Source organism: Salarchaeum japonicum (genome assembly GCF_020614395.1).
GTDB lineage: Archaea > Halobacteriota > Halobacteria > Halobacteriales > Halobacteriaceae > Salarchaeum > Salarchaeum japonicum.
In genome coordinates this window covers 1892140-1912082 of record NZ_CP085324.1, presented here as the reverse complement: position 1 = coordinate 1912082, position 19943 = coordinate 1892140, and the positions used below count along the sequence as shown (strand labels likewise).

Here is a 19943-nt window from a genome sequence, read left to right as displayed (position 1 = left end):
TATGCCGCAGTCGATGGGTTCTGTGTAAGACGCCCGTCTTACGTACACCAACAATCTATGTAATGACGTAAATAGTTAATGGGGGCTGGGAACGAGTGACTTACCGTTCCACGATGCCCGTAGACGCCGTTCGACGCCCGCACTCCGGGCAGAACGCCCATTCAGGCCGCAGCTCCCCGCCGCACTCGCAGAACGCGCGTTTACTCGCCTTCTCCCCGCAGTTCGGGCAGTACACGTGCCCGGACGCCAGGTCGTCCCCGCACTGCGCGCACGTCCGCGACAGCTCGTCCGACGACGACTCATCCCGTTCGCGACGTTCCGCCACGTCCGTAGCGCGCCCGACAGAACTCCCCGAATCGGCATTCTGGCCGTCAACACTGACGTTTACGTTGATATCCTGCGCGCTCCTCGCGCTCCCGAGACGTTCCGCGACGAGTTCGTCCACGCGCTCCGCCACCAGCGCGTCCAACGACCCGCGCTCGCGCGACGACCCCCGCTCCGCACCGCCCGCGCGCTCGTCGAGGTACGCGCGGAGGGCGTCCCGCATCACCTCGCTCTTCGACGCGTCGAGCGACTCCACCGCCCGAACGAGGTCGTCGTCCGCCCGGAACGTTATCTTACTCATCGACTCACCAAGACCTACTAACGTCTCCCACATCAACCTACCGCCGCTGTCGGACGCTGTCACACGCCTCCCGAATGATAACCCTTTTATCCGAATCAGCGGTTACGACTGAGTACGACCGCCCTTAGCTCAGACTGGTAGAGCAGCCGACTGTAGATCGGCTTGCCCCCCGTTCAAATCGGGGAGGGCGGACTTTTTCGACGAACGGAGTGAGTCGTGAAACGCCACGTGACCAGATTTGAGCACGTCAGTCGCAGCGCGCGAGCGAAGTGAGCGCGTCGTCTGACGGAGTTCAAACTCGGGAGGGCGGACTCCTCCTGCCGTCGATTCCACGCAGAAGCCGAAGCTCCGTAAACGCCGGGTGCGTGTTCTGTTGGCCGCGAACTCTGTGTGAGTGGATGCGGGTTGAACGGGGTTTTCGGCGTTAGTTGTCGAGCCAGTAGAGGGCGGTGCCGGTGAGGAGGATGAGCGCGCCGAGGACGAACGTGCCGGGGATGGGGAGTGCGAAGAGGACTGCGCCGACGAGCAGGACTTTGGTGTGGGTGTTCACGCGTGGCGTGTGGTGGTGTGGTCGGAAGGGCGTGGTGGCGGGTTTTCCGGGAGGCGGAGTTTTTTCGGGGTGGTTGTGGTCGCTGTCGGTATGCACACGGAGGTTCCCGGGGGCGAGTTCGACCGGCGGTTGGACGCGGTTCGCGACCGTATCGCGGACGCTGGCGTGGACGCCGGCGTGTGGTTCGGCGCGACGAGTATCGAGTACGTGTCTGGGTTCGCGCACATTCGGACGGAGCGCCCGGTCGTGCTCGCGGTGACGATAGACGAGGTGGCGATTACGGTGCCGCGGTTGGAGGTCGAGCGCGTCTCGGGGAACCCGCGCATCGACGCGGTGTATTCGTACTTCGATTATCCGCAGGGTGCGCCGGTGGAGACGGCGGCGGGAATGTTGGACGACCTCGGTGCGGCGTCGGTGGCGGCGGACATGGACGGCGCGCCGGGCGTGATGGGCTACGAGGGGCCGGCGCTCTCCGAGTTCGTGGACGTGGAGAGCCAGGACTGGGTGGCGCGGCTGCGGTACGCGAAATCGAATGCGGAAATCGAGTTGATTCGTGAGTCGGCGCGCTGGGCGAACCTCGCGCACCGCTACCTCGCGGAGCACACGGAGGCGGGCGCGCATCCGGTGACGGTGAGCCAGCGGGCGTCCCTGGAGGGGTCGCGGGCGATGCTGGACGCGCTCGGCGACGAGTACGCGGTGCGGACGCGCGGCGACGGGCCCGTGCACGCGGGCTACATCGCGGGCGAGCAGACCCGGCTTCCGCACGGCCACACGGCGAACGAGCGCCTCCGGGAGGGCGACGTGCTGGTGACTGGTGCGACGGCGAACGTGGACGGCTACCACTCCGAACTCGAACGCACGATGTTCGTCGGCGAACCCAGCGACGAGCAGGCGGACTACTTCGAGTTGATGCTCGAAGCCCAGACTATCGCCATCGACGCGCTCGGCCCGGGCGTCGAACTCGCGTACGTGGACGACCTCGTCACGGAGTACTTCGCGGAGCAGGGCGTCGCGGAGCACGCCCAGCACCACGTCGGCCACAACATCGGGCTGGGCGCGCACGAACCGCCGTACATCGACGCGGGCGCGGACGGCACCATGGAACCCGGGCACGTCTACACCATCGAACCCGGCATCTACACGGACACGTACGGCTACCGGCACTCCGACACGGTCGCCATCACGGAGGACGGCACCGACCGACTGACGTACTTCCCGCGGGACATCGAGTCGAACACCCTCTAACCCGCGACTTTATTACTCGCTATCGCGTCGGGAGAACTAATGGTCGAGGTGTTCGCGGTGGCGAGCGGCAAGGGCGGGACGGGGAAGACGACGAGCACGCTCGCCCTCGGGATGGCGCTCGCGGAGCGCTACGACGTCACCGTCGTGGACGCCGACACCGGGATGGCGAACCTCCTCTTTCACGCCGGCCTCGCGGACGCCGACACGACCCTCCACGACCTCCTGCTCGGCGACTCGAACGCTCGCGTCGCCGACGCCACCTACGAGCGCTTCGGGATGCGCGTCGTCCCCTGCGGCACCGACCTCGGCGACTTCCGCGCCGCCGACCCGACCCGCCTCCGGGACGTGGTCGCGACGCTCGCCGCCGACACCGACGTGCTCCTCCTCGACTCGCCGGCCACCCTCGCGTCGCGGCGCGCCGTCCTCCCCATCGTGCTCGCCGACCGCGTCGTCCTCGTCACCCAGCCCACGGTTCCCGCGCTGAGCGACGCGCTCAAGGTTCAGGAGTACGCCGCGTCCTACGACACCGGCGTCGCGGGCGTCGTCTACAACCGCGTGCGCGACGAGGCGGGCGTCGAGCGCGTCGCCGCGCAGTCCGAACGCTACTTCGACGGCCCCGTCCTCGGGAGCGTGCCGGAGGACGACGCCGCCCGGCACGCCCGCCGCGCCGGCGAACCGCTCCTCGCGCACGCGCCGGACAGCCCCGCCGCGGCCGCCTACCGCCGCATCGCGGACGAACTCGCCGTCGAACCCGGGAGCGAGGCCGCCGTCGCCGACCGATTCCGGCGAGCGGTCGTCCCCGACGAGGTATGAGCCGCCTCGTCTTCTCCCGCACCGTCCCCGACACCGCCGCACCCCTCGAAACCGCGCTCGACGTCGCGCACACGGGCCGCGCGGTTCTCGAACCCCAGCAGACGCTCCTGCTCGACGCCGCCGACCGCCTCACTCTCTGGTTCGACGACGGGGTGCCGACGCACGCACGCCACAGCGACGGTCGCGCCGGCGGCGCGGCGCTCGCCGCGTTCGCGAATCCCGGCCCCGTCCGCGTCGAACTCCACGCCGACCCCGCGCCGTCGCCGCCCGCCGACTGCGCCGTCGCGCCCGACGCCCCCGCGTCCCACCTCGCGGGCGACGACGACCTCGCCGCCCGCACCCGCGAGCGCGCCCCCGACACGCCCGACGCCGACGCCGGGTCGCTCGACGCCGTCGAAGCCTTCCTCGCGGACGACGACGCCATCGCGGACATCCGCGAACGCGCCCGCGAGGAGGCCGAACGCCGCGCCGACGAGTGGGGGTTCGAGTAGGCGAACGCGTCCGCGGGCCGAGCGCTTTTCCGCCCGCTCTCCGTTCCCCCACGCATGGCTGGCGAATCAACCCGCGTGCTCGACCGCGGCGACTCGGCACCCGACTTCTCGCTCCCCGGCACCGACGGCGAAACGCACTCGCTCGACGACTTCCATGAGTACGACGCCCTGCTCGTCGTGTTCACGTGCAACCACTGTCCGTACGCGCAGGCGAAACACCCCGCCCTGAACGCAATCGCGGACGACTACGACGACGTGGCCGTGGTCGGCATCAACCCCAACGACGCCGACGCTTACCCCGACGACTCCTTCGACGCGATGCGTGACGCCGTCAGCGAGGGCACCGTGGACTACGACGCCTACCTCCGCGACGACTCCCAGGCGACCGCGGCGGCCTACGGCGCGGTCTGCACGCCCGACCCCTTCCTGTTCGCGAACCGCGACGGCTTCGAACTCGCCTACCACGGCCGCCTCGACGACGCCCAATCGCCCGACGCGGAACCGTCCGACGACCCCGGATTCGAGATGCGTGACGCCATCGACACCGTGCTCGCCGGCGGGGACGTGACCCGGGAGTTCGCGCCCGCCCGCGGCTGCACCATCAAGTGGAAACCCGGGAACGAGCCGGACTACTGGGGCGACCTCTAGCTTCATATCCTCACGGAGCCTATACGCAGTATCTCAGACGGGCGCGCTCGCCCGTCCACTCCCTCATGACTCGCCGCCGCCAATTAGTCTTCGCCGCCGTTGGAGCGCTCGCCGTCCTGTTCGTCGCGGTGGATCTGGCGCTTCTCGTGCTCCCCCCGGAACTCTGGCTCCTCGACGGCGTCATCGGCGCGTTCTGGGAGACGCTCCGCGAGTCGCCCGCACTCGTGATGACGTTCGTGCTCTGGCAGCTCGTCCTCCTCTACACCATCCCCGTGAGCTTCTGGAGCTACCTCTTCGTCTTCTACCTCTGGAAGCACTACCGGCCCACCCGCCGCGGCGACGACGAGGTGTCCGTCGAGTGGACGCCGGACGCCGTCCAGGTGCGCGTGCTCACCATCGACAACGAATCCGTCGTCCAGGAGACCGTGGACTCCCTCCCCGACACCCTCAGCGACGTAGTGGTCGTCGCGGAAGCCGACATCCACGTTGACGGCGCGGAGGTCGTCGTCGTCCCCGAGTCGTTCACGTGCGAGTTCGCGCAGTTCAAGGGCCGCGCCATCGAGTACGCCCGCATCCACCACCCCACGGACAAGGAGTACGTCCTCTACCTCGACGAGGACACCCGCGTCCCCTCGTTCGACGGCATCCCCTCGAACGCCGACATCGTCCAGTTCCGCGAACGCCCCGTCCGCACCGGCGGAATCCTCCCCTACCTCGCGGAAATCCACCGCATCGGCTTCAACATCGAACAGCGCGCGTTCCCCTACCTCCGCGTCCCCTTCTACGCGTGGGGCGGCGGCATCGCCATCCGCCGGTCGCTCGAAGACCGCATCACGTGGGACACCGACACCATCGTCGAGGACTCCGTGTTCGCGTGGCGCGCCGTCCTCGACGAGGACGCCACCTTCGAGGTCGTGGACACGTTCTTCGAGAACCAGGCCCCGCCCTCCATCCGAGCCATGGTCGGCCAGCGCCGCCGCTGGCTCACCGGCACGCGCTCCAAGTCACGCCTCCTCCCCTGGGACTACCGCATCCTCTACCACTTCCGCGACATCGGGTGGGCGGTGTCCGTCTTCGGGCCCGTGTTCTGGGTGACCTCCGCGCTCACCTACGTCGGCGTCGAGACGATACCCCTCACCGTGCTCGTGCTCCCCGAGGTGTACGTCGCGCTCTCGCTCGTCCTGCTCGCGCACGTCTACCTCTGGTCGCTGCTCGGCCTGCTCTACTACCGCGAACGCCCCCACATCTGGCTGGGACTGCTCGCGCTCACGCCGTTCGTCGTCCTCCTCCACTCCGCGGGCGCGCTCTACGGCATCCTCTCGCCCGCCCGGCAGTTCGCCGTCACGGAGAAGGTGTCGAACACCGTCGAGGACGCCGCCGAGACCGTCCTCGAACTCACGCCCCTCGCGGACGACGACGCCACCGACCGCCGCGACGACTGACGCGCGACTACTGTCCGACTTCGCGGCCGTACGCAGAGTACGCCGTGTACCGCTCGTCGCCCACCGAGACCACCGTGTCCCCGCGCTCGGCGTCGAACACCGCCCAGTCCGTCTCCTTGTCGATGTTGAACCAGACCGCGAGTTCCACCGGGGAGTCGCGGGCGTACGCGAAGAACTCGCGAATCCAGCGGTTCTTCGCGCTCACGTCGTGGCCATCCGCGGTCACGGACGTGCTCGCGTACTCGGGAATACAGAGCGAGTGGTCGCCTAGCTCCGCGACGCGTCCGAGCATGTCGTCGAACACCTCGCGGGGCGACTGCCACGCGCTCCACGACTCCGTCGCCCCCCAGTTGAAGCCGTCCACGCCGACCCAGTCGACGTACGCCTCGCCCGGGTAGAGCGACTCGGCGTCGTAGCCGCCCACGTCGACGTGGTTGGGGGCCCACACCCAGTTCACGCGGTCGGCGCGGTCGTCGAGCGCGAGCGCGTCCCGGACGTACCGCCAGAGTTCGACGTACGCGTCCGCGCCGCCGGGGCCGCCGGTCGCGGGCGACCACGGGTACCAGTCGCCGTTCGGTTCGTGCGCGAACCGGAGGAAGAGCCGCCGGGTCTCGTCCGCGTCCAGCCACTCGCGGAGGAACCGCGCGAACGCCGCGAGGTAATCGTCGTGTTCGCCCGCGACGATTCGCGAAGCCACGTCCGCAGGCGTCTCCTCGGGGTCGTCCGTGAACGGCTCCCACGTCAGCATCGGCGTCCGACCGGCGGCGTCGATGGCGCGCAGGCGGCGGTCGAACACGCCGTGCAAGGGGTCTACGGCCGTATCCCAGGTCGCGAACACGTTCTGCACGTCCAGGCCCGCGCCCTGCCAGCGCTCCATCGCGTCCGCCCGCGAGAACGATTCGACCGTCGACCCGACGAACGCGCCGGTGCGAAGCGATTCCGTCACACCCGGGGTTCGCGCCGCCCGAGTAAAGCCGTTAGCGTTCGACCACCAGCGTCAGGGTCGCGGTTCGCCCGTCGGAGACGACGCGCACCGCGACTGCGACCGCGACGAGGTGCGTGCGACCGTCGCGCTCCTGCACGACCACGCCGCCGTCCGCGCGACACGCGCCGAACTGGCGGTTCGGCCCGCTCGGACACCGCGCGGCCGCCCAGGAGTCCGCGACGCCGGGCGCGTACGCCACGACGGCCGCCGTTCCGCCGGTCAGGCGCGCGGTTCGCAGCGCGTCCAGTCGCGGCGCGAGCGCGCCCCGAACGGCCGCGACTGCGTCTGCTCGGTTCGTCCAGTCGTAGTCCGCGAGGACGGGCGCGCGTGCCACCGCCCGCGACAGCAACCGCTCGGCGTCCGCGCCCGGCCGCGGTTCCGCGGCCGTCCCCGACCCGGGCGCGTACCCGAGCTGGAGGTAGGCGGCGACGACGGGGACGAGCGCGAGCGCGACCACCGCCGCCGCGACCAAGACGAGCTGGCCGCGGCGGTTCACGCGTACCACACCCAGATGGTCACGGTGCCGTAGGCGGTCGCGTGCCGCGCCGTCCCGTACGCCACGCCGTCCGGCCGCGGATACCCGACCGTTCCGTGCTCGGTCTCCACCCGATACATGAGGTTCTCCGGGAGGACGCGGACGATTCGGTTCGCGAGCGCGTCCGCCTCGCGGTCGAACCCGTCGGGGGAGCGCGTCACCTCGGTCAGCCGGGTGGCGTCGCCGTGCCGCGGCGCGTCGTTCGCCAGCACCGCGCCGAGGTCGGTCGCGTACGCGTCGAGCTGGGCGTCCCCCGCGGACGCGGGGTTGCCGAGCACGAACCCCGTGGTCACCGCGAACACCAGCAGGACGCCGACGCCCGCCTCGACGGCGGAGAGCGAGAGCTGCGCCCTACGCATCGACGCTCACCCCGAGCACGCCCTTCTCGGTTCGCTCGACCGCGTACGCGACGGTGACGCTCCCCGCCGGCAGGCGGTCGGTCGCGTCGAACCCGATGCGGGTGGTGCGAAACCGCGACGCGTCGAGCGTGAACGTCCCGCGGAGGCCCGCGTCGTTCAGGAGCGCGGTGCGGCCGTTCACGCGCACCGCCCGCACCACGGTTCCCGCGGGCGGGTCGATGGTCACGGTCACGGCGTCCGTGCGCCGCGGAATGGTCACCGCCGCGCCGCGCTCGATTGCGGGCGCGAGCGTGCGGTTCTCGACGGTCGCGACGAGCACCAGCCGCCGAACCGTCCGCGGGTCGGTCACGTCCCCCGTCCGCGCGACGACACCGCCGTCGAGGCGGACGACCGCGTCGCGCGCCCCGACGAGCGAACGCACGTCGGCGGCGTCCAGCCTCCTGAGTTCGCGGGCGTCGAGCACGTTCTGACGGATGGCGAGCGGGCCGTTCGCTGCGACGAGGCGGTCGGCGAGCGCGGTCGCGGCGTGGTCGGCGACGGGGTCGCGCTCCGCGGCGTCGAACGCGCCGTTCGCCACCGCGAGACTCACGCCCGTCGCCGCCGTCACGAGCAGTAACGCGACGCCGAGCGCCGGGAGGTTCAACTGCGCCCTCATCGCGCCACCAACCGAACCACGGTCTCGCCGTGCTCCCGCACCACCAGCACGGCCGCCGGCGTCCCGCTCGACCAGCTCCCCGACACGGCGGTCACGGACGCGGGGAGCGCCAGCCGAACCCTCGCGCCCACTTCGGGGTCGGGGTGCGCGAGCACGAGCGTTCGGTTCTCCACCGCGACGGTGTACGGCCGGCCGCGAATCGTCGCCGGGAGCGTCACGTCCGCGCGGACGGTTGCTTCCCGTACCTCCGCGGGTATCGCGGCCTCCACGTCCTCCGCCGCGGCGGCGAGTGCGCGCTCAGCGACGGCGTCCCCGGCGGTCGTCCGGTAGTCGGGGACGACCGACCCGTACATCGCCGCCGCGACCGCGCCGACGTACAGCAGGACGATACCGGCTTCGAGGGCCTTCCCGACGACCGGCGCGACGCCGCGGTCATCCACGACGCGACACCTCCACGCGGTGGACGACGACGTAGCCCGCGCGCTCACCCGGGAACCGCGCGACCACGCTCTTCACGCCGTCGCCGTCGAAATCGCGCGACGTGAGCGTGGCGTTCGCCGCCGCGAAGAACCGCTTCCACGGCCCCGGCCGCGTCGTCTCCACCGCCACGCCGTACGTTCCGGTTCCGAGGTCGCGTCTGGTGTGCGTGACGCGCGTCCGGAGGTGGACGCGCTCGCTCTCGCCGCCGGCGACCACCGCGCCGTCGAGCACGGGGACGCCGACGACGAGCACGTCCTCGTCCGCAGTTATCGGGGGGTCGCGCACGAACCGCCCGCCGTCGCCGCGGCCGAGCGTCACCGCGCCGCCCAGCAGGGTCGTCGTGTACGCGCCCGCCTCGAACACGAGCGCGTTCGCCGGGCGCTCCAGTATGACTCCGGAGTCGTCGAGCACGCGTATCGAGCGCTCGACGGTGTCGAGGCGGCCGTCCGTGAACGCGAGCGACCCAGTGCGGACGCCCGTGGTTCGGACGGGCTGGACGGCCGCCGCGAGGTCGGACGCGACCCGGTTGGCGTCCGCCGCGGCCGCGTTCGTCTCGACGAGACTACCGACGCTCGCCGTCACCGCGCCGAGCGCGACCACCGTCAGGCCGAGCAGCACGGCGACGCCGACGACGTTCGACTGCGCGCGCGAGTCAGTCACGCGAACCCTCCGATGCGGAACGCGCAGAACGCGGCGAGCGCGAGCAGGCCGGAGTGGAGGAGCGCGGCGTACCGGCCCCTGCTCGCCATCCCGGCGAACCAGCCGCAGGAGAGCATCGTCGCCTGCGTCACGAGGTAGAAGTGGTGGCGGTCGCGTTCGGGCTGGACGGCGTCCGGCGCGAGCGACAGTCCGGTCGTGGCGGTCGAAACCGTCGAGAGTTGCGCGAAACTGTCGAGGACGTACGCGTTGATGGCGACGACGATACCCACCACGAGGAGCGCGGTCGTCCAGCCGACCGCGACGTACACCGCGAGTTCGGAGCGAAGCGCCTTCTTCTCGTGGTAGAGCCGGCCGACCTCGGCCTGGAGCGCGTCGAACGCGGTCTCGACCTCGCTTCCGGCGGTGAGCGCGCCCGCGACGAGGCCGATGGCCTGGTCGGCGAGCGGCGTGCCGACGCGCTCCGCGTACGCGGAGAGCGCGGCGGTTCGACGGTCGATGTCCGGGTGCGGGAGGTCGAGGCGGCGCGCGAGGTCGGCGGTGTCGGCGCGCAGCGCGTCCAGCGACCCGTCGCCGACGACGCGGCCGACCGCGTCCGCGAACGGCACGCCGAGGCTGACGTGGCCGGCGATGGCGTGCACGGCGTCCTTCAACTCGCGGTCTTTCGCGTCGTCCGCCCGCGCCCGCCGCGCCGCCACGGCCCCGACGGGGACGGCGACGCCCGCGTACGCGAGCACCAGCGCGTCCCAGACGCCGACGCCGAGCGCGGCGAACCCGGCCGCGAGCCCGGGCGCGAGCGGCGCGAGGACGAGCAGGGCGTCCGCGGGGTTCCGGTGCGCGTTCGCGACGATTCCGAGCCCGCGCGAGCGCGTCCAGTGGTCGCCGAACCCGCTCGGGCGGAACACGCCGACGAGCGCGGCCGCGATCGCGCCGATGGCGAGAACGAACACGCCACAGCCGGCGACGAGGAGCGTCCGCGGCGTCGTCACGTAGCCCGCAATCGCAACTGGCGCGCCGAGCCCGGGCGCGAGCACGCTCATCACGGTGACGGAGACGACGACGAGCGCGGGCATCACGAGCAGGACGACGAACAGCTCCGCAAGCAGTTCGAGGAAGCCCTCGGCCTCGGTGCGGGCGCGAGCCTGTCGGTTCGCGAGCATCCGGGCTTCGAGGCGCAGGAACTGCTCGACTGCGTCCGGCCCGGTCGCGGCGTGCTCGCGGAACTTCAGGAGGAAGGGCGCGAGCGCGTCCCGAGAGGGCGTGTCGCGCGCGACCACGCGGAGCGCCTGCCCGAGACTGCCGGAGAGCGCGGCCTTGTTCCGAACCGTGCCGAACGCCACGGCGGTCTCGCCGTACGCGCGCTCCCGGGCGGCGACGGCGTCGAACAGCGCGCGCTCCCCGGAGCCGGCGGACGCGAGCACGCGCAGGTAGCGCACCGCGCTCGGGAGCGTGCGGTCGATGTCCGCGCGCCGCGCCCGCAACACCCACCGGAGGTGGAGACTCCCGGCGAGCAGGACGCCGCGTTTCGCGAGCAGGCCGGCGAGCGCGCCGACGAGCGCGGCCGCCACGAACGGCGTGAGCAGGTCGGTGATGCTCGCGACGGTCGCGGCGAGCGGCGTCAGCCACGCGAGACCGCCGGCGAACGTGGCGACGAGGGCGAACGCGAGCCAGGACGCGCCGTAGAGGCGCGCGAGGTACACGTCGAACCCCTCGCTGGCGGTGGTGCCGCGGTAGCGCCGGCGGTCGGTCGCGTGCCGCCGCCGGTCGGCGTGCCCGCCGAAGAGGGCGTAGAGCGCGCGGTCGAGAACGCCGCTCACGCGTCCCCCGCGGCGCGCTCGACGGTCGCCGCCTCGTCCGTCCGCAGGTCGGCGAGGAACGCGAACAGGTCGTCGCGGTCGCTCAAATCGTCGCGCACGAAGTACTCGACGTACCGCCGTTTCCGCTCGAACTCCGCCACCACCGCCTCGCGCGGCCGGTCGGTGTGCGCGGCGAGCCGGTCGAAGAACGCCACGTCGCCCGCGTCCGCGAACGAGAACGCGCCCTCGCGGCGGCCCGCGACCCGGTGGTAGTGAATCACGGTATCGTCCTTCTCGATGCGTCCCCGCTCGTCGGCGGGGAGGCGGTCGTACGCCGCTTCGTCCACGAGTTCGAGCATCTCGCCGACGTAGCGCTCGCCCTCGACGTGCCGCGGGAAGACGACGAGGTCGATTTCGCGCAGGAGGTACGCGGGCAGGCCCTGTTCGACCACGCGGTTCACGAGGCGGTCGGCGTCCGCCGCGTGCGTCGTCCCGATGACGCCGTGGCCCGTGTTCAGCACGTCCGCGAACGTCTCGAAGCTCTCCGGTGTATTTATTTCCGCGATGATTTCCACGTCGGGATTGAGGTAGTTTGATTCGGTCATCAGGTCGGCCATCGTCACGCGCTTGTGCGGGTTCTCGTGGTCGCGCGTGGTGAGGGAGACGCCGGTCTCGTGCGGGAGACTCACCTCCCGACTCCCCTCGTCGATGCTGACGGGGCGGTCGCGGTGGGGGATGAAGGGCGCGTGCGCGTTCATCAGCGTGGTCTTCCCGACGCCGGTCGGGCCGGAGAACACGACGACACCGTGGTGTTCGTACGCCATCCAGAGCAGGGCCACCATCGCCGGCGAAATCGAGTCCGTGCGCACGAGGTCGGTCGGCGTGAGCGCGTCCGGGGCTTGTTTCCGGATGGAGACGTGCGGGCCGTCCGCGCTGATTGCGGGGAGCGCGACCGCGCACCGGACGGTCACGTCGTCGCCGACGCCGTCGGGCCGGAGGTTCACCTTCGCGCTCGGGTTGCTCGCGTTCAGTTCGACGCCGTCCTCGGCGGCGAGCTGGGTGACGAGGTCGACGAACGCCCGCTCGTCGTCGAACACGAGGTTCGTCGGGATGCGGCCGTCCTTCCAGAGCGAGTGCCGGGGGACGACCTTCACGCGCTCGCCGACGCGGTTCGCCTCCACGTCTTCGAGGTGGTCGTCGCGAACGGGGACGGTGAGTTCGCCGTGGCCGACGAAGTCGCGGAGGACGTAGTACCGGAGGTCGTCGAGGCGGTCGTCGGCGAACCGGCGGTCGACCGGCGGGAGCGCGAGGTCGTATGCAGAGAGGGCGTCGCGGGCGCGGTGTTCGAGGGTGTCGAGCCAGCGGCCGGCGTTCCTGGCGGCGAGGCGGCGCGCGAGGTAGCGGTCGGCGTGCTCGGCGACGAACGCGGCGTGGTCGTCCACGAGGTCGCCGACGCGGGCGTCCCAGACGTGGGTCTTGCAGTCGTCGAGGAGGGCGCGGTCGCCGGGGAGGAGGTCGGGTTCGCGGACGGCGTACCGCACGTCGAAGGCGTCGGTTCCGAGGACGTGTTCGCGGTAGACGACGACGGGCACGTCGAACTCGCGGAACGGGACGGTGTAGGCGTCGAGGCGCTCGGAGAGGAACCGGTCGAGCGCGTCCGCGTCGGCGGGAATGTCTGTGCGGGCGGGCGCGTACTCCGCGGTGTGGACGACGAGGCGGTCGCCGTCGGCGTCCGCGACCTCGACGCGGTCGTCGAGCGCGAGCGGGGTGAGCGCGCCGAGACACCGCACGTCCCGGAGCGCGTAGTACCGGAGGCGTCGTTCGCCCGCGGGCGTGGCATCCGCGAGGCGCGCGACGGCGCGGCGGTGTTTCTCGTCCAGGCCGGCGGCGTAGCGCTCGCGCGCGCCCTCCCGAGTGCGGGGTTGGCTGGGGTGGCCGCGCTCGAAGTAGTCGCTGACGCGGCCGCGAGCGTCCGTTTCGGCGGCGGTGAGGACGGGCTCGCGGACGCGGTAGCGGAACGCGTTGCGGTCGCGGGTGACGGTGACGACGACGCCGGGCGTCGGTTCGTACTGGCTGTGAACGTCGGGGGCGTACCAGGCGTCGGCCGCGTCGGGCGGCACCGGCGCGGGCACCTCGGGCGGGGAACTCACGGAGTTAGAATCAATCTAAATAGTATTTAAATTTTCAGAATTCCTGGTGGTGTTTGCGGTGCGATACTTCTTTAGGGGCTATCGGATAACTCGATGACGTGAAGCGGAACCGGCTCGCGCTCGTCGTCGCCCTCCTCGTCGTCGTCGCGCTCGGCCTCGCCACCGCGACCCTCGCCAACCCCACCACGAGCGGTGCCGGCGGTGCCGGCGGCGGTGCCGGCGGCGCGACCGGTCCCGGAACCGACGCGTCGAACGGAACCGACGCCGGTCCCGCACAGAACCAGTCCGGCTCCCCCCTCCCCACGCTCGGGTCGGCGTTCACCGTCTGCGTCCCGTTCCTGTTGACGCCGACGTTTCTCGGACTCGCGGCGCTCGCGTTCGTCGCGTTCTTCCTCGTCGTGCGGTGGCGGGCGAACACCGCCATCGCGCTCGCGCTCCTCCTCGTCCTCACCTTCCCGACGCTCATCCTGCACGCGCTCCTCACGAAGTGCGGAACCGCCTCGAATCCGGTTCAGGCGGCCGTCAACGAGGTCACGAACCAGACCTCTTCCGTCGGCGGGTCGCCCGGTACGAACCCCGTGGAGACCGTCACCACGCCCCCGGTTCTCCTGCTCGCGCTCGTCGCCGTGCTCGCCGTCCTCCTCTACCTCTTCGTCCGCGGGAGCGGCGACGACGAGGACGCGCCCGAGGTTCGCGAACCAGACCCCGAGGACTCCCTGGGCGCGGTCGCGGCCGCCGCCGGCACCGCCGCCGACCGCATCGAGAGCGACGCCGACGTGGAGAACGCCGTCTACCGGGCGTGGCGGGACATGACCGGCCACCTCGACACCGCGTCCCCGGAGACGACGACGCCCGCCGAGTTCGCGCGCGCCGCCCGCGACGCCGGGATGGACGCCCGGCACGTGGACACGCTCACGGACGTGTTCCGGGAGGTGCGGTACGGCGACGAACCCGTGACCGAGGAGCGCGAGCGCCGCGCGCTCGACGCGCTCCGCGACATCGAGGCCGCCTACGGGGGTGACGAGGAGTGAACACGCGACGCGTCGCGCTCGCCGTCGGCGTCACCGCGGTGGCGCTCGGCGTCGCGTTCGTCGTCGCGCCCGGGTTCGCGAGCGCGCTCGGCACGAACCGCACCGCCGTGTTCGCCGTCGGCGTGGTCGCGCTCCTGCTCGCCGTCCGCGCGGTCAGCGCGCGCCGCGCCGCGTCCCGCGAGTCCGCGTCCCTCCCCGAGGTCGAGGGCCGGGTGACGTTCGACCCGCCCGGAACCGAGTTCTCGGAGCGCGTCCGCGCGGCGTCCTCCACCCGCCTCAACCGGGACATCCGCGAACTCCGCGACGAACTCCGCGACACCGCCGTGGCGGTGCTCTCGACGTACGGCGACTACACGACCGCCGAGGCGGAGGACGCGCTGGACGCGGGCACGTGGACGGACGACCCCTACGCCGCCGCGCTCTTCGCGCGAACGCCGCCGAGCAGGCCGCTCTACCGACAGATTCGGGACGTGTTCGCGGGCCCGCCGACGTTCGACCGCCGCGTGACCCGCGCCGTAGACGAACTCGCCGCCGTCGTGGAGGACGCATGAGACGCGAGACCGAGCGCTGGCGCGGTATCGCCGCCGTCACCTTCCTCGCCGCCGCGGTCGCCCTCCTGTTCACCGCGCCCGGCGCGCTCCTCGTCGGCGTCGTCGGCGGCGCGTACGCGGGCTACGCGCGCTTCGACGCCGCGCCGACCCCCGACCTCTCGGTCGAGCGCGAGGTGTCGGAGACCGACCCGGCGCGCGGCGACGAGGTCGCGGTGACCGTCACCGTCCGCAACGACGGCGGCTTCCTCCCCGACCTCCGCCTCGTGGACGGCGTCCCCGACGCCCTCGACGTGACGGAGGGGTCGCCGCGGCTCGCAACCGCGCTCCGCGCCGGCAAGGAAGCCCGGTTCTCCTACCGCGTCGAGGCGAGTCGGGGCGACCACGCGTTCGACGGCCTCACCGTCGTCGCGCGGGACGCCGCCGGGTCGGCGGAGGTCGAAACCACGGTCGAGGCCGACGGCGACACCGCCGTCCGGTGCGTGCCCGAACTGGACGACATCGGCGGGTTCCCGTTGCGCGCGCAGGCGACCCGGCACGTGGGCCGCCTCACCACGAACGAGGGCGGGACGGGCGTCGAGTTCCACGCGACCCGCGAGTACCGCCGCGGAGACCCGCTCTCCCGCCTGGACTGGCGTCGGCTCGCGCGCACCGGCGAACTCGCGACCGTCGAGTTCCGCGAGGAACGCGCCGGCACCGTCGTGCTCGTCGTGGACACCCGGCTGGAGGCGTACGTCGCCGGCCCGGACGAGGCCGCCGCGGTCGAGCGGAGCGTCGGCGCGGCGGGCGCTATCGCGGACTCCCTGCTCGACGCCGGCGACCGCGTCGGACTCGCGAGCTACGGCCCCCGGAGGGCGTGGCTCCCGCCCGGACTCGGCCGCGACCACCGCCAGCGCCTCCGCCGCACGCTCGCGCTCGACGACGCGTTCGCCCCGCTCCCGCCGACCGACCCGTTCTTCAGCCGAACCACCCTGACGCGGCTCCTCGGCCGCCTCCCGTCGAACGCGCAGGTCGTCTGCCTCACCCCGCTCGTGGACGACGGCGTCGCCGCGTTCGCCCGCCAGCTCGACGCGCACGGCCACGCCGTCACCGTCGTCTCCCCCGACCCGACCGACGGGAGCGGGGTCGGCGAGGCGCTCGCGCGCGTCGAACGCCGCCTCCGCGTCCGGGACGTGCGGCGCGCCGGCATCCGCGTGCTCGACTGGGAGGCGGGGACGCCGCTCACCGTCGCGCTCGCGACCGCCGAACGGAGGTGGCGCGCGTGACCGAGTTCGAACCGACGCCGCCCCGGAACACCGCGACCGCCGCCACCGTCACCCTCGCGGTCGCCACCGTCCTCGTCGCCACCGTCTCGGCGGGCGTCGCGAGCGTCGCCGCCGTCGGCGTCCTCGCGTTCGCGTACGGCGCGTTCGCGGGGTCGCGGTTCCCCGTCACCGCGGGCGCGGCCGCCGTCTTCCTCTCGGTGTTGCTCGCCGCGATAACGCTCAGAACAGCCGTGTTCGCGCCGCTCGCCGCCGCCGCGCTCACCGTCGCCGCGTGGGATCTCGCGGAACACGGCATCGGCCTCGGCGAACACGTCGGCGCGGCCGCCCGCACCCGGAACGCCGAACTCGTCCACGCCGCGCTCACGCTCGGTATCGCCGCGCTCGCCGTCGCCGCCGGGTACGCCGTCTACCTCGTCGGGGTGGACGGCCGGCCGGTCGCCGCGGTCGTCTTGCTCGCCGCCGGCGCGCTCGCGCTGTTCGGCGCGCTCCGCTAATTCACCGTCGGCACCGGCACGCCGTCCAGCACGTCACCGACCACGTCCCGTTTCGACACGTTCTGCACGGACGCGTCCGGCGTGAGCACGAGTCGGTGCGCGAGCGCCGCGTCCGCCATCCGCTTTACGTCCTCCGGGGTCACGAACTCGCGGCCGCGACCTGCCGCGCGCGCCCGCGCCACCTCGAACAGCCGCTGGGTGCCGCGCGGGCTGACGCCGACCTCGACCCGGGGGTCTTCGCGGGTCGCCCGTGCCACCGCGGAGACGTACTCCAGCACGTCGTCGTTCACCCGCACGTCCTCGGGCACGGCCCGCAACGCCCGCACGCCCTCGATGTCGAGCACCGACTCGACGCTCGGGCTCTGCTCGGTGCGGCCCGCGCGCCGCCGCAACAGCTCGACTTCGCCCGCGTCGTCCGGATACCCGAGGCTCGACTTCACCACGAACCGGTCGAGCTGGGCCTCCGGCAGGGGGAACGTTCCCTCCTGCTCGACGGGGTTCTGGGTCGCGATGACGAAAAAGGGCTCGGGGAGGTCGTGGGTCTCCCCGCCGACCGTCACCTGCCCCTCCTCCATCGCTTCGAGGAGGGCGGCCTGCGTCTTCGGCGGCGCGCGATTAATCTCGTCGGCCAGCACGACGTTCCCGAAAATCGGGCCCTCCTGGAACTCGAACTCACGGGTCTTCTCGTTGAACACGTGCGTCCCCATCACGTCCGCCGGCAACAGGTCGGGCGTGAACTGAATCCGCGAGAAATCGAGGCCGAGCGCCGTCGTGACGCTCCGCGCCGTCAGCGTCTTCCCGGTTCCCGGCACGTCCTCCAGGAGGACGTGTCCGCGCGCGAGAAACCCAACCAACACTGTCTCCAACACCTCCCTGTCCGCGATAACCGCCTTCGACACCGCGTCCAGCACCGCCGACACCTCCTCGCTCGCCTGCGTGACGTTCATACAACACGTCCCCGACGGCGCGCCCAAAGGTCTGCCGATGCCACCGAACCGAAACCTACAAGCGCGAAACCCCACAAGACGCAGGTGAGCCGAGGTAGCCTAGCCTGGCCAAGGCGGTAGATTCGAAATCTACTGTCCTCACGGACTCGGGAGTTCAAATCTCTCCCTCGGCGTTTCTGTCGGAACGGAGTGAAGACGAAACGCGAACGGATAGTGTGAACCACGAGAGTCGCAGCCGAGCGAGAGCGAGGTCGTCTCTCGGAGGTTCAACTCTCTCCCTCGGCGCTCTTGTTCGAACGACGTGAGAACAGACAACGACGGTGAGTTTGAACGCAATCGGACGTGTCCGACGTTAGTTCAAATCTCTCCCTCGGCGTTTCGCGTCGCTTCTCGGTCGTGAGCGCGTGAACCGCGAAAAACGGGGTGGGTTAGTCTGCGCGGGGGAAGTTGTCGATGGTTTCGCTGCGGAAGGCGTCCTCGTCGAAGCCGTAGTCGCCGAGGAAGTCCATGATCTGGCGGGTGTCGCGCATGGCGTTCTTGAGGCAGGTGGACGCGCCGGGGCTGGGCGTGATGTTGAAGATGATGTCGTTGCCGACGATTTTGGCTTCGCCCATGTCGAGGGATTTCTTCTCGGTGTTGACGATCTGGGGGCGGACGCCGCCGTAGCCCTTCGCGCGTTCGATGTCGTCCAGTTCGGCGGTCGGGACGACTTTCTGGACTTCGGGGAGGAACGCGCGCTTGCCGACCTCGGGCACGTCGTAGACGAGGTTCTTCAGGACGTAGGGGAGGAGGATGCGGTCGGCGAGGATGTTCCCGTAGCTGAGGAAGCTGTCGAGGTTGAGGCCGAACACGTCGAAGAAGTCGCCGACGGTCTTGAAGCGGCCGCGTTCGAGCGTGGGGACGAGTTTCGCGGTCGGGCCGAATCGGGTGATGGAGTCGTCGTAGACGTCGGCGTCGCCGTGGACGGCGGCGAACGGGAGTTTCTTCATCTGGAGCGTGTACACCTTCCCGTTCAGAGGGCCGCTGTCCGCGAGGAAGAAGCTGCCCGCGACGGGCAGGAGGCTCATGTTCTTCCCGTACCCCATCTCCTTCGCGATTTGGAGGCTGTGCGAGCCCGCGGCGACGACCGCAACGTCACCTTTCAGGCTCCCCGTGGCGGTTTCGACGGTGAAACCGTCCGGGCCCTGTTCGATGTCCTCGACTTTCGTGCCGGTGAGCACGTCCACGCCGTCCTCCTCGCGGGCGTCGTCCACGAAGGACTTCGCGGTCGCGCCGTAGTCCACGACGTAGCCGTCGGGCGTCTGGAGCGCGCGGAGTTCCTTCGAGGGGTCGCGGCCCTCGACGACTTTCGGTTCGAGGTCTTCGATTTCTTCGCGGCCGATCTGGCGGAGTTTCGGGTAGAGGTCGCCGAAGCCCTCGTCTTCGTAGCGCGCGCGGAGGCTCTCGACTTCCTCGTCGCCGACGCCGAGCACCATCTTCGAGCGCTTCGAGTGGAACTCGCGGTCGGGGTCTGTGTTCTCCAGGTAGCCCGCGAGGAGTTCCGCGCCCTCCTTGACGGACTCGGCCTTTTCGAGCGTGTAGTTCGTCTCGATGTCGCCGAAGTGGAGCGTCTGCGAGTTGTTCGTGTGGTGGGAGTTGATATCCGCTATCTCCTCTTCTTTCTCCACGAGGGCGACGCGTTCCACGTCGGTGAACTTCGCGGTGGTGTAGAGCAGGGCGGCACCGCTGATACCGCCGCCGACGATGATAAGGTCGTACTCGGATTCGGTGGTTCCGGCTCCCATCTTAGTAGTAGGCACCGCGTTCAGGCACTTAATCCCCTGACAAACCGGGCAGAAATAGTGTCACGACTCCAACCACACGCGGTCGCCGACCGACACGTCGCTCGCCGCGCCCGCCGGAAGTTCGTACAGGTCGTCCGCCACCGCCGTCCCGCGGCCCGTCCACGCCGACAGCGTCTCCACCGCCGTCACCTCCTCGTTCTCCGTCCACACCACGTCGATGTCGAACGGCACGAACACCATGTGGAGGCCTCGTTCCGCCGCGTCGTCGTGCCGGAACGCGAGCGCGTAGTCGTCCGGAATCGACCGCCGGAACATCAGGCCGAGTCCGCGGCTCACCAGGCCGTCCGCCACCTCCACCTTGCTCGCGAGCGTCCGCGCGCTGTCGTCGGGATTGTGTCGGAGTCGCACGTACTCCCCGAATCGGGTCAGCGAGGTAAGCGTTC

The 19943-nt window shown here is 71.0% G+C and carries 22 protein-coding genes and 2 tRNA genes; 11 read left to right on the top strand and 13 right to left on the bottom strand.

The window, feature by feature from the left end; genetic code table 11:
• Window positions 1-100 precede the first annotated feature (100 nt).
• The gene (locus LI334_RS10720) at window positions 101-625 is read right to left on the bottom strand and encodes a double zinc ribbon domain-containing protein (protein ID WP_227260820.1); all 525 of its coding nucleotides are present in this window, start codon (window positions 623-625) and stop codon (window positions 101-103) included.
• Window positions 626-743: 118 nt separating this feature from the next.
• Between LI334_RS10720 and LI334_RS10715 the strand changes: the two genes are divergently transcribed.
• A tRNA-Tyr gene (locus tag LI334_RS10715) sits at window positions 744-817 on the top strand.
• Between the two features lie 232 nt (window positions 818-1049).
• Here LI334_RS10715 and LI334_RS13075 read toward each other — a convergent pair.
• Complete coding sequence (locus tag LI334_RS13075) at window positions 1050-1175, bottom strand: hypothetical protein (protein WP_264476812.1); 126 nt, start codon at window positions 1173-1175, stop codon at window positions 1050-1052.
• Between the two features lie 90 nt (window positions 1176-1265).
• On the opposite strand from LI334_RS13075, the gene LI334_RS10710 reads away from it, so the two are divergent.
• The 5 genes from LI334_RS10710 (at window position 1266) to LI334_RS10690 (ending at window position 5814) form a co-directional block, all read left to right on the top strand.
• On the top strand, window positions 1266-2420 hold the full coding sequence (locus LI334_RS10710; RefSeq protein ID WP_227260819.1) for a M24 family metallopeptidase: 1155 nt from the start codon (window positions 1266-1268) through the stop codon (window positions 2418-2420).
• A gap of 39 nt (window positions 2421-2459) precedes the next feature.
• Entirely contained in the window at window positions 2460-3233 is a 774-nt protein-coding gene (locus tag LI334_RS10705) for a nucleotide-binding protein (RefSeq protein WP_227260818.1), read from the top strand.
• Complete coding sequence (locus LI334_RS10700; protein ID WP_227260817.1) at window positions 3230-3724, top strand: hypothetical protein; 495 nt, start codon at window positions 3230-3232, stop codon at window positions 3722-3724. Before LI334_RS10705 ends, LI334_RS10700 begins: the two co-directional genes overlap by 4 nt.
• A 54-nt stretch (window positions 3725-3778) precedes the next feature.
• Window positions 3779-4372: a thioredoxin family protein gene (locus tag LI334_RS10695; protein ID WP_227260816.1), complete on the top strand. Its 594-nt coding sequence runs from the start codon at window positions 3779-3781 to the stop codon at window positions 4370-4372.
• 65 nt (window positions 4373-4437) lie between these two features.
• Window positions 4438-5814 carry a glycosyltransferase family 2 protein gene (locus LI334_RS10690; protein WP_227260815.1) on the top strand — a complete coding sequence of 459 codons (1377 nt, stop codon included), beginning with the start codon at window positions 4438-4440 and terminating at the stop codon, window positions 5812-5814.
• A 7-nt stretch (window positions 5815-5821) separates the two neighbouring features.
• Here LI334_RS10690 and LI334_RS10685 read toward each other — a convergent pair whose 3' ends face one another.
• From LI334_RS10685 to LI334_RS10650, 8 genes are read right to left on the bottom strand one after another with little or no spacing between them, the layout of a single operon-like run.
• Window positions 5822-6760, bottom strand: a complete 939-nt coding sequence (locus tag LI334_RS10685; protein WP_227260814.1) for a glycoside hydrolase family 26 protein — start codon at window positions 6758-6760, stop codon at window positions 5822-5824.
• A 31-nt stretch (window positions 6761-6791) separates the two neighbouring features.
• Entirely contained in the window at window positions 6792-7304 is a 513-nt protein-coding gene (locus tag LI334_RS10680; protein WP_227260813.1) for a DUF7261 family protein, read from the bottom strand.
• Window positions 7292-7693, bottom strand: coding sequence for a DUF7262 family protein (locus LI334_RS10675; protein ID WP_227260812.1), 402 nt, complete (start codon window positions 7691-7693; stop codon window positions 7292-7294). Before LI334_RS10675 ends, LI334_RS10680 begins: the two co-directional genes overlap by 13 nt.
• Window positions 7686-8348, bottom strand: a complete 663-nt coding sequence (locus tag LI334_RS10670; RefSeq protein WP_227260811.1) for a DUF7263 family protein — start codon at window positions 8346-8348, stop codon at window positions 7686-7688. The genes LI334_RS10675 and LI334_RS10670 overlap by 8 nt, the downstream gene beginning before the upstream one ends.
• Window positions 8345-8788 (bottom strand): DUF7266 family protein, encoded by a 444-nt coding sequence (locus LI334_RS10665; protein WP_227260810.1) that lies wholly within the window; start codon window positions 8786-8788, stop codon window positions 8345-8347. The genes LI334_RS10670 and LI334_RS10665 overlap by 4 nt, the downstream gene beginning before the upstream one ends.
• A complete protein-coding gene (locus LI334_RS10660; protein ID WP_227260809.1) occupies window positions 8781-9488 on the bottom strand; it encodes a DUF7289 family protein in 708 nt (235 codons plus the stop codon). The genes LI334_RS10665 and LI334_RS10660 overlap by 8 nt, the downstream gene beginning before the upstream one ends.
• Complete coding sequence (locus LI334_RS10655; protein ID WP_227260808.1) at window positions 9485-11302, bottom strand: type II secretion system F family protein; 1818 nt, start codon at window positions 11300-11302, stop codon at window positions 9485-9487. The genes LI334_RS10660 and LI334_RS10655 overlap by 4 nt, the downstream gene beginning before the upstream one ends.
• Window positions 11299-13446 carry a type II/IV secretion system ATPase subunit gene (locus LI334_RS10650; protein ID WP_406675874.1) on the bottom strand — a complete coding sequence of 716 codons (2148 nt, stop codon included), beginning with the start codon at window positions 13444-13446 and terminating at the stop codon, window positions 11299-11301. Before LI334_RS10650 ends, LI334_RS10655 begins: the two co-directional genes overlap by 4 nt.
• 83 nt (window positions 13447-13529) lie before the next feature.
• Here LI334_RS10650 and LI334_RS10645 point away from each other — a divergent pair, with 83 nt between their 5' ends.
• Genes LI334_RS10645 through LI334_RS10630 form a run of 4 tightly spaced genes read left to right on the top strand, consistent with a single transcriptional unit; the run spans window position 13530 to window position 16769 of the window.
• Window positions 13530-14462: a DUF4129 domain-containing protein gene (locus tag LI334_RS10645; RefSeq protein WP_227260806.1), complete on the top strand. Its 933-nt coding sequence runs from the start codon at window positions 13530-13532 to the stop codon at window positions 14460-14462.
• The gene (locus tag LI334_RS10640; RefSeq protein WP_227260805.1) at window positions 14459-15013 is read left to right on the top strand and encodes a DUF7269 family protein; all 555 of its coding nucleotides are present in this window, start codon (window positions 14459-14461) and stop codon (window positions 15011-15013) included. The genes LI334_RS10645 and LI334_RS10640 overlap by 4 nt, the downstream gene beginning before the upstream one ends.
• Window positions 15010-16275 carry a DUF58 domain-containing protein gene (locus LI334_RS10635; protein WP_227260804.1) on the top strand — a complete coding sequence of 422 codons (1266 nt, stop codon included), beginning with the start codon at window positions 15010-15012 and terminating at the stop codon, window positions 16273-16275. The genes LI334_RS10640 and LI334_RS10635 overlap by 4 nt, the downstream gene beginning before the upstream one ends.
• Window positions 16272-16769: a DUF7519 family protein gene (locus LI334_RS10630; RefSeq protein ID WP_227260803.1), complete on the top strand. Its 498-nt coding sequence runs from the start codon at window positions 16272-16274 to the stop codon at window positions 16767-16769. The genes LI334_RS10635 and LI334_RS10630 overlap by 4 nt, the downstream gene beginning before the upstream one ends.
• Here the strand turns inward: LI334_RS10630 and LI334_RS10625 are convergent.
• Window positions 16766-17716, bottom strand: a complete 951-nt coding sequence (locus LI334_RS10625) for an AAA family ATPase (protein ID WP_227260802.1) — start codon at window positions 17714-17716, stop codon at window positions 16766-16768. The genes LI334_RS10630 and LI334_RS10625 overlap by 4 nt on opposite strands.
• Window positions 17717-17804: 88 nt before the next feature.
• On the opposite strand from LI334_RS10625, the gene LI334_RS10620 reads away from it, so the two are divergent.
• Window positions 17805-17889, top strand: a tRNA-Ser gene (locus LI334_RS10620).
• A 255-nt stretch (window positions 17890-18144) separates the two neighbouring features.
• Here the strand turns inward: LI334_RS10620 and LI334_RS10615 are convergent.
• The gene (locus LI334_RS10615; RefSeq protein WP_227260801.1) at window positions 18145-19500 is read right to left on the bottom strand and encodes an FAD-dependent oxidoreductase; all 1356 of its coding nucleotides are present in this window, start codon (window positions 19498-19500) and stop codon (window positions 18145-18147) included.
• A gap of 60 nt (window positions 19501-19560) precedes the next feature.
• The gene (locus tag LI334_RS10610) at window positions 19561-19908 is read right to left on the bottom strand and encodes a DUF192 domain-containing protein (RefSeq protein ID WP_227260800.1); all 348 of its coding nucleotides are present in this window, start codon (window positions 19906-19908) and stop codon (window positions 19561-19563) included.
• Window positions 19909-19943: the final 35 nt, after the last annotated feature.

Excerpts from the sequence above, each read along its gene's own strand:
- LI334_RS10720 (WP_227260820.1), bottom strand. The coding sequence starts at position 625 with ATGAGTAAGATAACGTTCCGGGCGGACGACGACCTCGTTCGGGCGGTG.
- LI334_RS10710 (WP_227260819.1), top strand. The coding sequence starts at position 1,266 with ATGCACACGGAGGTTCCCGGGGGCGAGTTCGACCGGCGGTTGGACGCG.
- LI334_RS10705 (WP_227260818.1), top strand. The coding sequence starts at position 2,460 with ATGGTCGAGGTGTTCGCGGTGGCGAGCGGCAAGGGCGGGACGGGGAAG.
- LI334_RS10700 (WP_227260817.1), top strand. The coding sequence starts at position 3,230 with ATGAGCCGCCTCGTCTTCTCCCGCACCGTCCCCGACACCGCCGCACCC.
- LI334_RS10695 (WP_227260816.1), top strand. The coding sequence starts at position 3,779 with ATGGCTGGCGAATCAACCCGCGTGCTCGACCGCGGCGACTCGGCACCC.
- LI334_RS10690 (WP_227260815.1), top strand. The coding sequence starts at position 4,438 with ATGACTCGCCGCCGCCAATTAGTCTTCGCCGCCGTTGGAGCGCTCGCC.
- LI334_RS10675 (WP_227260812.1), bottom strand. The coding sequence starts at position 7,693 with ATGCGTAGGGCGCAGCTCTCGCTCTCCGCCGTCGAGGCGGGCGTCGGC.
- LI334_RS10670 (WP_227260811.1), bottom strand. The coding sequence starts at position 8,348 with ATGAGGGCGCAGTTGAACCTCCCGGCGCTCGGCGTCGCGTTACTGCTC.
- LI334_RS10635 (WP_227260804.1), top strand. The coding sequence starts at position 15,010 with ATGAGACGCGAGACCGAGCGCTGGCGCGGTATCGCCGCCGTCACCTTC.
- LI334_RS10625 (WP_227260802.1), bottom strand. The coding sequence starts at position 17,716 with ATGAACGTCACGCAGGCGAGCGAGGAGGTGTCGGCGGTGCTGGACGCG.
- LI334_RS10615 (WP_227260801.1), bottom strand. The coding sequence starts at position 19,500 with ATGGGAGCCGGAACCACCGAATCCGAGTACGACCTTATCATCGTCGGC.